This is a genomic window from Pseudodesulfovibrio sediminis (genome assembly GCF_020886695.1).
Classification (GTDB): domain Bacteria; phylum Desulfobacterota; class Desulfovibrionia; order Desulfovibrionales; family Desulfovibrionaceae; genus Pseudodesulfovibrio; species Pseudodesulfovibrio sediminis.
This window is the reverse complement of sequence record NZ_AP024485.1, coordinates 2,064,417-2,077,593: the sequence shown is the minus strand read 5'-3', so window position 1 is coordinate 2,077,593 and position 13,177 is coordinate 2,064,417. Positions and strand designations below refer to the sequence as shown.

At 56.0% G+C, this 13,177-nt stretch carries 14 protein-coding genes; 4 read left to right on the top strand and 10 right to left on the bottom strand.

Annotated elements, in window-relative coordinates; all coding sequences use genetic code 11:
- Positions 1-51 precede the first annotated feature (51 nt).
- A complete protein-coding gene (locus SRBAKS_RS10000; protein WP_229590735.1) occupies positions 52-492 on the bottom strand; it encodes a universal stress protein in 441 nt (146 codons plus the stop codon).
- A gap of 272 nt (positions 493-764) precedes the next feature.
- On the opposite strand from SRBAKS_RS10000, the gene SRBAKS_RS09995 reads away from it, so the two are divergent.
- Positions 765-1,238: a hypothetical protein gene (locus tag SRBAKS_RS09995; protein ID WP_229590734.1), complete on the top strand. Its 474-nt coding sequence runs from the start codon at positions 765-767 to the stop codon at positions 1,236-1,238.
- A gap of 96 nt (positions 1,239-1,334) precedes the next feature.
- On the opposite strand, the gene SRBAKS_RS09990 is transcribed toward SRBAKS_RS09995, so the two are convergent.
- From SRBAKS_RS09990 to SRBAKS_RS09980, 3 genes are all read right to left on the bottom strand, one after another.
- A complete protein-coding gene (locus tag SRBAKS_RS09990; RefSeq protein WP_229590733.1) occupies positions 1,335-2,102 on the bottom strand; it encodes an exodeoxyribonuclease III in 768 nt (255 codons plus the stop codon).
- Positions 2,103-2,368: 266 nt separating this feature from the next.
- The gene (locus SRBAKS_RS09985; protein WP_229590732.1) at positions 2,369-2,956 is read right to left on the bottom strand and encodes a DJ-1/PfpI family protein; all 588 of its coding nucleotides are present in this window, start codon (positions 2,954-2,956) and stop codon (positions 2,369-2,371) included.
- A gap of 122 nt (positions 2,957-3,078) precedes the next feature.
- Positions 3,079-3,261 carry a hypothetical protein gene (locus SRBAKS_RS09980; RefSeq protein ID WP_229590731.1) on the bottom strand — a complete coding sequence of 61 codons (183 nt, stop codon included), beginning with the start codon at positions 3,259-3,261 and terminating at the stop codon, positions 3,079-3,081.
- Positions 3,262-3,372: 111 nt separating this feature from the next.
- On the opposite strand from SRBAKS_RS09980, the gene SRBAKS_RS09975 reads away from it, so the two are divergent.
- Positions 3,373-4,542 carry a BaiN/RdsA family NAD(P)/FAD-dependent oxidoreductase gene (locus SRBAKS_RS09975; protein WP_229590730.1) on the top strand — a complete coding sequence of 390 codons (1,170 nt, stop codon included), beginning with the start codon at positions 3,373-3,375 and terminating at the stop codon, positions 4,540-4,542.
- Positions 4,543-4,861: 319 nt separating this feature from the next.
- Here the strand turns inward: SRBAKS_RS09975 and rdgB are convergent, their stop codons facing one another.
- Together rdgB and SRBAKS_RS09965 are read right to left on the bottom strand one after the other, a co-directional pair.
- Positions 4,862-5,470 (bottom strand): RdgB/HAM1 family non-canonical purine NTP pyrophosphatase, encoded by a 609-nt coding sequence (rdgB, locus tag SRBAKS_RS09970; protein WP_229590729.1) that lies wholly within the window; start codon positions 5,468-5,470, stop codon positions 4,862-4,864.
- A gap of 44 nt (positions 5,471-5,514) precedes the next feature.
- Positions 5,515-6,996: a two-component system sensor histidine kinase NtrB gene (locus SRBAKS_RS09965; protein ID WP_229590728.1), complete on the bottom strand. Its 1,482-nt coding sequence runs from the start codon at positions 6,994-6,996 to the stop codon at positions 5,515-5,517.
- A gap of 122 nt (positions 6,997-7,118) precedes the next feature.
- Between SRBAKS_RS09965 and rimO the strand changes: the two genes are divergently transcribed.
- Complete coding sequence (gene rimO, locus SRBAKS_RS09960; RefSeq protein ID WP_229590727.1) at positions 7,119-8,414, top strand: 30S ribosomal protein S12 methylthiotransferase RimO; 1,296 nt, start codon at positions 7,119-7,121, stop codon at positions 8,412-8,414.
- A 95-nt stretch (positions 8,415-8,509) separates the two neighbouring features.
- Here the strand turns inward: rimO and thpR are convergent, their stop codons facing one another.
- From thpR to SRBAKS_RS09945, 3 genes are all read right to left on the bottom strand, one after another.
- The gene (gene thpR / locus SRBAKS_RS09955; protein ID WP_229590726.1) at positions 8,510-9,067 is read right to left on the bottom strand and encodes an RNA 2',3'-cyclic phosphodiesterase; all 558 of its coding nucleotides are present in this window, start codon (positions 9,065-9,067) and stop codon (positions 8,510-8,512) included.
- Between the two features lie 2 nt (positions 9,068-9,069).
- Positions 9,070-9,249, bottom strand: coding sequence for a hypothetical protein (locus tag SRBAKS_RS09950; RefSeq protein ID WP_229590725.1), 180 nt, complete (start codon positions 9,247-9,249; stop codon positions 9,070-9,072).
- Positions 9,250-9,350: 101 nt separating this feature from the next.
- A complete protein-coding gene (locus SRBAKS_RS09945) occupies positions 9,351-10,670 on the bottom strand; it encodes a malic enzyme-like NAD(P)-binding protein (RefSeq protein ID WP_283816448.1) in 1,320 nt (439 codons plus the stop codon).
- Between the two features lie 356 nt (positions 10,671-11,026).
- Here SRBAKS_RS09945 and SRBAKS_RS09940 point away from each other — a divergent pair, with 356 nt between their 5' ends.
- A complete protein-coding gene (locus tag SRBAKS_RS09940) occupies positions 11,027-11,950 on the top strand; it encodes a sensor domain-containing diguanylate cyclase (RefSeq protein WP_229590724.1) in 924 nt (307 codons plus the stop codon).
- A gap of 53 nt (positions 11,951-12,003) precedes the next feature.
- On the opposite strand, the gene SRBAKS_RS09935 is transcribed toward SRBAKS_RS09940, so the two are convergent.
- On the bottom strand, positions 12,004-13,068 hold the full coding sequence (locus SRBAKS_RS09935) for a TAXI family TRAP transporter solute-binding subunit (RefSeq protein ID WP_229590723.1): 1,065 nt from the start codon (positions 13,066-13,068) through the stop codon (positions 12,004-12,006).
- Positions 13,069-13,177 lie beyond the last annotated feature (109 nt).

The following is a 13,177-nucleotide window of genomic DNA, read 5'->3' as shown; positions in this document are numbered from 1 at the left end:
AAACGGCTTGAGTAAGCCGTTCCTTATATTTTTTATGGTTGAAGGTAAAGTTTACTTGGGACGAACGGTCAGTACGGGGGCAGCGGAGCTCTTGACGACCTTTTCGGCCACTGAGCCGAACAGGATGCGGTCAATTCCCTTGCGGCCATGAGTGCCCATGACGATCATGTCGCACTTCTCGTCTTCCGCGATGGTCAGGATCTCCTCGGCGGGATATCCGGTGACGACCTTGCCGACCGTATCCAGCTCCTCGAAGTTTTCCTTTACAAAAGCGTTCATGGTGTCTTCGGCGCCGGTCACGATTTCGCCCACGAAGCTTTCGATGGAGCTGGGCGGTACATGGAAACCGACATACTGGCTCAAGGATGGGGCAACATACAACACAATCACCTGCGCTCCAGCGCACTTGGCAATCATGCTGGCATACTCGGCTACAATCGGACTATAGTCCGAAAAATCTACAGCACACAGAACCTTCTTGACTTCTGCCATAACGATACCTCCTGGCGTATATTCACATCCTTTTCTCCAGTGGAAAAGGGTATATCCTCTCTTTCTTTATGCCTTTCTCGCATCTGATAGACAACCATTTTCTTCTGCTTTACAGTAAAAGTGTAAAAAATACCGGTCAGACTTTGGCAGGCGGCATATTTTGCCCACTGCATATATAAAAAATAGTAAGATTTTTCGGACAGTTGTCAAGTTGAAGCCCTTGGCAAGGTCTTTGCACAAATTACTGCAAACCACAGGATAGGAGTAGTACCATGAAGATCCGTCCTGATCAGATCGAGGGCGTCCAGACGGAGCAGAAGCGACGGCAGGACAAGGCCCAGCAGCCTGGAAACGGTTTTGGGGATATCCTGAATCAGGAAGTGGCGCGGGGAGACACATCCGCTACTGCCAGCGGTGTCATGCCACCTCCGATAGTGAACCCCCTGATCGCAACCGAAGCGGTCTCCAGCGTACAAAGCGTTGATGCCGAAGGAGCTCAGGTCGCTGGACAGGTGGAATCCATCCTCGACAAGTGGGATAGTTATGCAGCGAGCCTTGCGGGGTCCGAGAGCGGATTGAAGTCCGCTTACGGCACCCTGGACGAGATCGCGGGACAGGTGGCCGCTCTCAAGGAAGAGCAGCCGAACCTGGGGACGTCTCACCCGGATTTGAAGTCCATTGTCGATGAGTTGGAGACATTGACTGCAACCGAGCAGTTCAAGTTCAACCGTGGCGATTATGTGTAATCATTGAACCGCCAGCATTTCGAGTCCGGGCCGCATCAGCGGCCCGGACCGCCCTTTTTTCGTATTTTCCGGTCCGAACCAGCAGCAATCTGAAAATCAGATATCAAGTTCCAGTGCCACAGGGCAGTGGTCCGATCCCATGACGTCGGGTTCGATCCACGCGCCAACGACCTTGTCTTTCAATTCCTCTGAAACAAAGAAATAATCGATACGCCACCCTGCGTTGTTCTTGCGGGCGTTGAACCGATAGGACCACCACGAGTAATGGTGCGGGCCGTCCTCGAAGAGACGGAAGGTGTCCACGTATCCGGCGTCGATGAACGTGTCGATCCAGGCCCGTTCGATGGGCAGGAACCCGGATTTGTCTGAATTGGGCTTGGGATTCTTGAGATCGATCTCGGTGTGGGCCGTGTTGAAGTCGCCGCCCACCACGATGGGTTTGTCCTTGCGCAGGGTCTCGGCGTGGTTCAGGAAGCAGTCGTAGAAGCCCATCTTGAAATCAAGGCGTTCATCCGACATCCCTCCGTTGGGGAAGTATATGTTGAACAGATGGAAGTCCGGGTATTCGAGGTGGATCACGCGGCCTTCATCCCGGTACGCGGGATCGGGCAGGCCCATGGTCACGCTGATGGGTTCGGGGTTGGTGAAGCAGGCCACGCCGGAGTAGCCTTTCTTTTTTTTGGACCAGTTCCAGTAGTGATTGGAATAGGAGTCCGGTTCGCGGTCCTCTTCGTCGATCTGGTCCGGGTGCGCCTTGGTCTCCTGCAGCATGACCACATCGCCGCCGCATCCATCGAGCCAGTCGCGGAAATCCTTTTTGAGCACGGCCCGATAGCCGTTCACATTCCAAGAGTAAATGAGCATCGCGTCTCCTCAAAAGATGAAGGGGAACCGGCTCACACACCGATTCCCCTTATGGTGCCGCATGTGCGGCGAAAACTACGCCTCGTTCGGCGAGCTGATCTTGAGCATCACCAGAGCGGTGATGGTCATGCACAATCCGAGAAAAAACCAGAAATAACCCATCATAGCTACGTCCTCCTAAAAACTCGTTAAGTGAGCATTTTTTTAGCAGAAAGATTCGCGAATGGGAAGTGGCGAACAGCCAGTGGCCGTTCGCTCACTCTGTGCTAGGGTTCAATGGTCGAGCCAAGGAGCTTCATGAACGCGCGCATCCACTCGGGGTGGGCGGGCCAGGCAGGGCCGGTGACGATGTTGTCCGACACGCAGGCATTGGATGCGGTCTCGTTCACCGCGCACCAGGTGGCTCCGGCGGCTTCGATGTCCGGCTGCACCGCGGGGTAGGCCGTGCAGGTCTTGCCCTTGATCACATCGGCGGCGGTCAGCACCTGCTGGCCGTGGCAGACCGCGGCAATGGGCTTGTTCGCCTTGGCAAAATGCTGCACGCACTCGATCACTGCCGGGTTCAGGCGCAGATACTCGGGCGAGCGGCCGCCGGGGATGACCAGGCCGTCGTAGTCCTCGGCCTTTACCTCTTCAAAGGTCGTGGTGATCATGAAATTGTGGCCCGGTTTTTCGGAATAGGTCTGGTGGCCTTCAAAGTCGTGCACTGCCGTGGCCACGGTCTCGCCTGCCTTCTTGCCGGGGCAGACCGAATGGACCTCGTGGCCCACCATCAACAACATCTGAAACGGCACCATGGCCTCGTAGTCTTCCACGAAGTCACCAACCAGAAGCATGATTTTCTTTGCTGCCATTATATCCTCCTAGGCATGATTGTTTGATTGTCAAAGGTGAGCCTGAGGCGTGTTTTTGTCAACACGGTTGTGTGACAAAGAGCGTTGCCTGTGGTTCACAGTGAAAATACTGGTCTTCGATCTTACGCTGCACGTTGTCCCGTGCGTCTTCTGACCGTGCGCATGAAGCAATGTGGGGCGGTTAAGGTTTTTTCAGGACAAATGTTGGCAAGTCCCTGTTCCCTTTTGTCTTCGTCGAACAGGAGGCTGATTTCAGCGCTGAGTCGTTTCAATGTATTCAGTTTGTCCTGCATTGCTTTTTTCATGAAAACCCTCAAATTTTTTTTGGTTTAGAGCCCTGTATACATCATGCGCCCCCTTACCGCGAGACTCTATTAATACTTTCCCTCCAAGTCATATCCCTATACAACCGGCCCATGGCAAATTACGACATCATCATACTCGGTGCCGGTGCTTCCGGCCTTTTCTGTGCAATGACGGCAGCCCGGCGCGGCCGCTCCGTGGTTGTACTTGATCACGGTGCAAAGACCGCCCGCAAGGTGCGCGTGTCCGGCGGCGGCAAGTGCAACTTTACCAACCTGAACGTCACTGCGGACAACTATCTCTGCTCCAACCCCCATTTCGTGAAATCCGCCTTGGCGCGGCTCTCGCCCTGGGATGTCATCGCCTTTCTGGCCGAAGACGGCATCACCTACGAGGAGCGGGAGCATGGCCAGCTCTTCACCGATCAGGGGGCAGGCAAGGTGGCTGGCGCGCTCATGGATCGTTCCAAGAAGGCGGGCGTGGAAATCTGTATGAACCGGGAGATCAAGTTCGTTTCCGGCACAGGGCCGTTCTCCGTAGAGACCGGTGACGAGCAGTTTACGGCTGACAAGCTGGTGGTGGCGCTGGGCGGTCCGTCCTGGCCGCAGATCGGGGCCACTGATCTCGGATTCCGCATGGCCAAACAATTCGAGCTGGATATAGTCAGACCCCATCCAGGGCTGGTGGGGTTGGTCTTTCCCCGACATCTGCGTCACATGTGCGAGGAAATGGCGGGCAATGCCCTGCCTGCCACGGTGTCCACGGGCGATGCCGCGTTTACCGACCCGCTGCTTTTCACCCACAAGGGTATTTCCGGTCCGGCCACACTCCAGGCCTCCAACTACTGGCAGGACGGTCAGTCCGTCATGATCGATTTTTTGCCGGAGACCCCGCTGGCCGGATATATCGAGGAACACCGTCGCTCGAATATTCAGTTCGGCAACCTGCTCTCCCGAGTCCTGCCCAAACGCCTGCCCGGCCTGATTCTGGCCGACAACCTGACCGAAACCCCGGTCAGTCAGCTCTCGAACAAGCAGATCGAGGCCGCGGAAAACCGGATACACCGTTTCAGGGTCACCCCGGCCTCCACCGAAGGGTATAAGAAGGCGGAAGTCACGGTCGGCGGTGTGGACACGGATCAAATCTCGTCCAAGACCATGGAATGTCTCTCCGTGCCAGGCCTGCATATCATTGGTGAGGCGCTGGACGTCACCGGCCATCTCGGTGGCTACAACCTCCACTGGGCGTTTGCCTCCGGTGCAGCCTGTGGTGACGCTCTCTAGTCCGGCTTTGGATAGCGGCGCATCTGCACGTTTTCCGGGCACGGTGTAATCCTCACCGTAGCTAGGCTACGCCTCCGGTTACACCGCACCCGAAAAACGCACAGCTACACTACTCTCCAAAGCCTCACGGGGCTTGGGGGGAGTTCGTGTCGCTTCGCTGACTCACTTTTTGAAGATAGGTATACGTGTCGAGAGCGGGGTGGTGAGATGCGTTGAATTGAGGGGGCGTTCGTAGCGCTTTGCTGACTCACTTATTACGATATGAAAAGGGGAGAGACGCAGGCGTCTCTCCCCTTTTTATTGGTCTGTGTGGTGCTGTTTAGGCGGTGGCCTTTTCCCAGAAGTCGGGCCAGAGTTTGAGGAGCTTCTGCATGGCCTTGCCCCGGTGGGAGCGTTGGTTTTTCACGGCAGCGTCGAGTTCGGCCACGTGGCAGTCGAATTCCGGGTCGATGACGATGACGTCATAGCCAAAGCCGCCTTCGCCCTTATATCCGTGGCCTACCTGAATCTCGTAGGCGCCGTCCGTGTCGATCTCTTCGCCGTTGGGGGCGCTGGCCGCCATCACGCAACGGTAGCGGCCGGAGCGCTGTTCGTCCGGCAGCCCCTGCATCTCTTCGAGCATTTTTTCGTTGTTGGCGTGGTCGTCGCATGCTTCGCCTGCATAGCGGGCGGAGTAGACGCCGGGGCGGCCATCAAGCGCGTCGATCTCAATGCCGGAATCATCGGCCACAGCCACCAGTCCAGTGATCTTGGCCACGGTGCGCGCCTTGATAAAGGCGTTTTCCAGAAATGTATCGCCGGTCTCGGGAATTTCCCCGATCTCCGGAAACTCGGACAGGGACTTCACCTGCACGCCGAATGGTTCCAGCATGGTGGAGAGTTCCTTGATTTTACCCTTGTTGTTGGTGGCGAGAACTATTGTATCCATATGGTGTATTCCCCTTGAGGTGGCTGTTCTTCAAGGGGAGCAAGCTACTCGGTCTTTTTCTCTTCTGCAACTGCCAAAATGGGCGGCAAAAAGAAGGTCACCTTGGTGCCGGAACCTTCCACGGAAGTCAGATCAACGGTGCCTCCGATCTCGTCAACGATCTTTCGGGTCTGTGCCAGTCCAAGGCCGGACCCTTTTCCCTTGGACGAGAAGAACGGGCTGAAAATCTTGTCCCGCAGGTCGAGCGGTATACCCTCACCCGTGTCTTCTACAGTGAGGATGACATGTTCCTTGTCCATGATGGTCGAGACGATCAGCGTGCCGCCGTTTTCCATGGCCTCCAGGGAATTCTTGATGACATTGATCAGGCATTGCTTGATGAGATCGGGGTTGGCGTTCACCTTGGCCAGATCCTTGTCGAGGTTCAGCACCTGGTCGACGGATTGGTTGGTACACGGCAACCGCATGATGCTCATGGTCACGCTGACCAATTCGTTCAGGTCTACTTCGGTCACCTGCGCACCGGTCGGGCGGGTGAAGTTCATGAGGCTTTTGAGGATTTCATCCAGTCGCCGGGATTCATCCAGGATGATGGCCAGCTTTTCCCTTGCCTTGTAATCCACGCCGTCGCTGCGCATCAATGCATTGGCGAATCCGCTGATGGAAAAGAGCGGATTGCGGATTTCATGGGCCATATACGTCGAGAGTTCGCCGATGGAGGCGAGCTTCTCCGCCTGTTGGAGCCGATGTTCCATGGCCCGGCGGCGGGTGATGTCACGGCGCACGGCCACCACATGGCTGACCGTGCCGTCTTCATCGGTGATGGGGGTGGTGTCCACCCGGAAATATTTCACTCGCCCTTCACCGTCGACATGGCTGATCAGCATATCGGCGGGTTGGCTCGTCTCGATGGTTTTTTCGAATGCGTCTGTTCCGCCTTCACATTCGTAGTCCCCCGAAGTGGAGAAAACTTCGCAATAATGGTTGCCCATTATCGCTTTTTTGGGCAGTCCAGTCCGGTCGAGCACGGCCTTGTTCATGTCGACGATCTTTCCTTCGTAGTCAAGGAACAGCATCTCGTTGTTCATCTGGTCAATGATGGTCTTCAGCATGTTCTGGGTGTGCAGGAGGTCCAGCTTGGCAGCCACCCAGATTTTGTCGGACGTCAGCAGGTTGATGAAAAAGTTGGCAGCGTGGCGTTCCACAAGGGTAACGGACGGAGGCAGATAGTTCCGCAGTTCATGAATCAGGCCGATGCGCCCTGTGGATTCGATCACCATGTTTATTTCCGGGTGCTCTTCCAGCATGGTGCGAAATCCGGAATAGGTGGGGATGGCACGCTCTTCGTCATAGGCTTGCGGCAGCACGGACTCACCGGGCAGGGCCGCGGCCACAACACCAATCTCTTTCAGGACCTGCTCGTTGGACTGGTCCTTGAATACCTGCCAAAAGGAAAGCAGGGCCGGAATATCTCCGATCACGCCGATGACATAGCGTTTGTTCTCAATATGTTTTTTGTACTGCATTTGACCTCCACCCTTTACCCGTGCAAACTCAGGCCGGTCATCCAACCTGTGGGACTCATATGGTATCCCATGTGGGAATCCATATCAAAGGAAATGACGTGCCCCAACCACTTGGAACTTCAATGAAAATATATACAGTCAGTTTGGGATGCCCCAAAAACCGGGTTGATACCGAGCGATTGCTGGGTACTTTTGGACCGGCAATGCAGCCTGTGGAGTCAGTGCAGGAGGCCGATCTGGTGCTTATCAATACCTGTGGTTTCATCCAGCCTGCGGTGGAGGAATCCATTACCACCATACTGGAAGCCATCAAGGACGCAGCCGAGGCCCCGGGGACAAAACCGCTCATAGGCGTGGCCGGATGTCTGGTTTCCCGTTACGGCCAGGATCTCAAGGACGGCCTGCCCGAGGTGGACCTCTGGCTCAACACGGAAGAGATAGAGCTGTGGCCCGGCATGGCCGCTCTCGCCCTGTCCACACAGGTGGAGGATGACGCGCCGCGCAATCTCTCCACGGCGCCGTCCTATGCCTACCTCAAGGTGTCCGAGGGGTGTTCCCATGACTGTCGGTTCTGTACCATCCCGTCCATTCGCGGGCCACACAAAAGCTGGACCGTGGACTATCTGGTCGACGAGGCCCGGCAGCTCGCCGAAAAGGTCCCGGAGATCATCGTGGTCGGTCAGGATTCCACGGCCTATGGTTCCGACCTTGGCGACGGCCACGATCTGCCCACGCTTTTCAAGGGGCTGGCCGGAATCCCGGCGCTCAAGTGGCTGCGGATCATGTATCTCTATCCGGCCGGACTGACCGAATCTCTGCTCACGCTTCTCAGGGAGACCGGCGAGCCGTTTCTGCCGTACTTCGATATTCCGCTCCAGCACGCGCATCCGGACGTGCTGGCGAGCATGGGGCGTCCTTTTGCCAGGAATCCGAAAAAGGTGGTTGATCGCGTTCGCTCCTTTTTCCCTGAGGCGGCCCTGCGCACGACCTTTATCGTGGGCTATCCGGGCGAGACGGATGAACATTTCGAAGCGCTTCTGGATTTCGTGAAAGAGGCCCGCTTCCACCATCTCGGCGTGTTTCCGTACTGGCCGGAAGACGGCACCCCGGCCGCGGCCATGGACAATCAGGTGCCTGACGAGATCAAGACGGCCCGTCGGGATACCCTGATGGAACTGCAGGCTGCCATCAGCGCCGAAATAATGGAAGGCTATGTCGGGGAAACACTGCCCGTCCTCATTGAGAAGGCATCTGATGAGTGGCCCGGTCTGTATATCGGCCGGACCTGGTTTCAGGCCCCTGAAGTGGATGGGGTGACCTATGTGAGCGCGCCGCCCGATGTCGAGCTGGCCCTTGGTTCCATTGTCGAAGTGGAGATTGAAAAGGCCGACACCTACGACCTGTCCGGGCTCGTGTAGCGGCTCGGACAACAGACTTTCGCAGACACGTAAAGGCCGCCCTTCTGGGTGGCCTTTTGTTTTGCCTTGTGCGGAATGTTCGTGCCTATGGCTTTTCAGCCAGAACAGACACATTCCTGCAGCCGCGTATGGACCGCTCCTTCCGGCTGTAATGCACTGTGCCAGAGAATGAATCTGTCGACGGTGAATTGCGGCCAGGAGTGTGCCGCCGCCCGCTTGATGACGTCCGCCCAGTTGTCCCGGCCAAGCCGCCGTATTCGACCAAGAGTCAGATGGGGGCGGAACTGTTTCTTTTCCTGCGGGATGTCGAGGGGGGCCAAAGCGTCTTCGATTTGGAGCGCCAGGGCGGTGCATGCCTTGGCCCCTTCTTTCAGACCGAGCCAGACAACTCTGGGGTGCTGTGTGCGAGGGAACACGCCTGCTCCACCGGCCTGTAGAACAAAGGGATCAAAACGTATGGCAGTGAGGGCTTCAATGATGCGTGGAAGGCGGGATTCATCGATCTCGCCCAGAAATTTGAGCGTCAGGTGCCAGTTGCCGGGTTTGGACCAGCGCACCGAGCTGTGCAGGTCGGTGCCGAGTGTCTGCGTGAACGGTGTCACTTGGAGTTGATAGCGTGCAGGCAGTTCTATGCCGATGAAGAGACGGGGCATGCCTATTCGTCCAGCGCGTCCAGGGCCTGACCAAACATCGTCAGGTCGCCCAACACGGCGGCCATGGCATCCCGTAATTCTTCGGGTAGGCCGTCGGCTGTCTCGATAGCCAGGATGGTATCGGGGTCCAGTCCGTTCTTTTCGGCCAGTGCGCGTATGAGGTCAGCGGTAGTGTCGTCCATGGACCAACCATAAAAGACATTGCCGCTCCAGGCAATGGCAATGAAAACGCCCTGCTCCGTATGACGGGGCAGGGCGTTTGTATTCGAGTCGGCAGGGGGGATTACATGTCGTATCCGAAGGTGTCCACCACAGCCTTGGTGCGGGCCTTGGAAGCGGTCATCCGGGCTTCCAGGTCCTTGGCGTACTGGTCCAGATCGAGCTGGATTTTGGCCACGCCGGTGTCCATGGCTGCCTTGGCCACGGCCGGAGCCAGCCAGGTGAGCACGCGGGGATCAAGCGGCTTGGGGATGATATAGTCGATGCCGAATTCCAGCTTGTCCACACCGAAAGCATCGCAGATTTCCTTTCCAACCGGTTCCTTGGCCAGCTTGGCCAGGGCTTCGGCTGCGGCGATCTTCATCTCCTCATTGATGGTGGTGGCCCGGGAGTCGAGCGCACCGCGGAAGATGAAGGGAAAGCCGAGTACGTTGTTGACCTGATTGGGGAAGTCGGAGCGACCCGTGCCCATGATGATGTCAGGGCGTACTTCCTTGACGTCCGGGTAGGGGATCTCCGGGTCCGGGTTGGCACAGGCAAAGATGATGGCATTGTCAGCCATGGTCTTGACCATGTCCTGATTGATGGCGTCCTTGACGGACAGTCCGAGGAACATGTCCGCACCGACCATGCAGTCGGCCAGGGAGCCTTTGTCTTCGGCCTGCGCATAGGCCTGTTTGAATTCGTTCAGCCCGTCACGTCCGGCATGGATCAGACCGCGTGAGTCGAACATGAAGATGTTCTCGCGTTTGACGCCCATGTGGACATAGAGGTTGGAGCAGGCGATGGCGGCAGCGCCGGCACCGGAGACCACGATCTTGATTTCTTCGATCTTCTTGCCGGAGATTTCAAGGGCGTTGATGATGCCTGCGGCGGAGATGATGGCCGTGCCGTGCTGGTCGTCATGGAAGACGGGGATGCCCATTTCCTCTTTGAGGCGGGTTTCGATTTCAAAGCATTCGGGAGCCTTGATGTCTTCCAGGTTGATGCCGCCGAAAGTGGGTTCGAGCATCTTGCAGAAGGCGACCACCTCATCCGGGGTTTTGGCATTGATGTTGAGATCGTAGACATCGATGTCGGAAAAAATCTTGAACAGAACGCCCTTGCCTTCCATGACCGGCTTGCCTGCTTCAGGGCCGATGTTACCAAGGCCGAGGACTGCTGTACCGTTGGAGACGACAGCGACAAGGTTGCCCTTGTTGGTGTACTGGTACACCTTTTCGGTATCCGCTGCGACTTCGCGGCAGGCCTCGGCTACGCCGGGGCTGTAAGCCATGGACAGGTGCTTCTGGTTGTCGCACGGCTTGATGGAAAGAACTTCCAGCTTACCTTTGCGTTTGTCGGAGTGATAATCCAGTGCCTCTTGCTTGGTGAACAGTGCCATGATCCGGCCTCCCCGGCTGTTGAGAGATGAACGTCGATTACGTGGAAATGTGCGTTGGTCGCTTTGGAATTGCCATTATTGTGCAGATAAAGGGCATTCCTCATTTTCAGATGTTCCAGTCCTAAGTGGGTTTTTCAGTTTCCGTCAAGTAGAATTTTTCCTTATGCGACAATATGTTGGGTGTGTTTTTTGCAAATCATACAGGAAGGTGGTTGATCGTTCAGTCAATTCAACATGTTATGCTCTTCCGGGGTTTGAGCGTTCTCTTTAGTCATGGTTGAGGGGGAGTGTGCATAATTAAGGTTGCAGTTGATTTGGAGGGTGATGCAAAGTATAGGGACTATAGAGAGGCTCATATGGACAATGCTTTTTATAGAGGGTTGCTCGACTCCATGACGGATGGAGTTTATTTTCTTGATGCGGACCACAATGTTACATTCTGGAACAAGGCTGCGGAACGGTTAAGCGGGTATTCTGCAGATGAAGTCATAGGCAAAAGCTGTGCGGACAATGTGTTGCGGCATGTTGACGGCGACGGTAACAACCTGTGTCTGACCGGTTGCCCTATGGCGGCCACCATGCTTGATGGAGTTGTTCGCGAAGCCAATGTCTTCATGCATCATAAATTCGGGCACCGGGTGCCAGTCTTTGTTCGCGCGTCACCCATACGGGACCAATCCGGCAAGATCATTGGTGCCGTAGAGGTGTTTTCGCCGAACGGCGAGGGTGTTGACCTGCTTAAGGAAATGGAAGCACTGCGCAAGGAAGCGCTGACTGATACGCTGACAGGCATAGGCAATCGCAGATACGCTGATATCAGTATGGAACGCTTGGACCGTGTCATGAGTCAAAGCGATGTCCCGTTTGGTGTGCTTTTCCTCGACATTGATCATTTCAAAAAGGTGAATGACACCTATGGGCACGCTGTGGGGGACAAGGTCCTTGGCATTGTCGCCAAGACCCTGAAGGCGGTGCTGCGTCCTCTGGATGTGGCGTGTCGCTGGGGTGGCGAGGAGTTTGTGGTTCTGGTGTCCAATACGACAAAAGACGGACTGGCCAGGATGGCGGAACGGCTCCGTATGCTTGTTGAGAACGCCTGGCTGAACCATGAGGGGCAGAAGATTTTTGTGACGGTCTCCATTGGAGGTGCGCTGGCAGAGAGTGGCGAGCCTGCGGGCGCGGTGCTGGAGCGAGCGGATAAACAGACGTATTTGAGCAAGAAGGCTGGTCGCAACTGTATTTTTATCAATAATATCTGTATCGGGGCAGAGTTGGCCTGACCCCGTATGCTGTCTTAATAAAAAGGACACGCCCGACCGGGTGTGTCCTTTTTTTATTGAAGCAGAATGGGCGGAATTTCGATGTTGTTTTCCGTCCAGAAGCGGACAGCTCCCGGGTGCAGGGGGATGGAGATGGACTTGAGTCCGTTTTCCAGTGACATCTCTTGTGCGGCCTTGTGCGCCTTGAGCATTATGTCGAGCCCCTTTCCGCCGAAGATCAATCGCAGACTCGAGTAGATCGCGTCATCATCAATTCCCTTGCGTGTGCACCACAAGGCCGAATCCTGAAAGGTGGAGATCGGCGCTGTCTGGTCCTCGTAAACGCCGTTGGGGATAATGGCACTGGTGTAGAACGGATAGACGTCGTAGAAACCGGAGTCCTGCGCCGGCTGATGCAGGTTGATGAAGGCTATGTCCTCCTGCGAAGCCGCTTCGATGATGGAGGTGTTCGGATACCCCACCAGCGTCCAGAATGCGTCGATTTTGCCTTCAAGGAAACTGGTCGCGGCCTGGGAATAGCCCAGGTTCCGATGGTCGATGGAATCCCAGAGGTTGAGGTGCTTGAAAAACCGTTCGGCTGACAAGGCCGCGCCTGAGCCGACATTGCCGATGGCGACGATCCTGCCTTTGAGATCCTGGACATTTCTGATGGTGCCATTCTTGCGAACGACCAATTGGGCCGGTGCGCTGTACAGGAACGCGATTGCGCGGACTCTGTTCAAATCGGTGTATTTGCAGGTGAGTTTGTTGTGGCGGGCGAGGAATGCATCGCCCGCATACAGGATGGCCATGTCGGCTGTTTGGGTGTTTAGGGCGCAGATGTTGTCCAGCGATCCCCCTGATTCCCTGGGGAACATTTCGAGCCAGTGAACATGTTTACTCATGACGGCCGACATCTTGTTGGCAAAATAGTTGAAAGTACCGCCTCTGGGGCCGCCGTTGAACGTCAAGGCAAGGTGTTTCTGGGGTGAATCAGCGTGGTGTTTGGCGGGAGTAATATCGGGTTCTGAAGAGCATCCGTTTGCGAGCAGCAACACGCCTCCAAGCAAGAGTGCAAGGATGATCTGTGAGCCTCGGCCGACGCGAGAACAAGGCGATTTCAGAGAAGAGATTTTCATGCCTCAGTATGCCATACGGGATACGTTTTTTCAACGAGTCAGAGACAAAGTTGTGCAAGTTATAACCAGACTCACGTCACCCGGCCTGCTTTTCATCAGATGAGGCGTG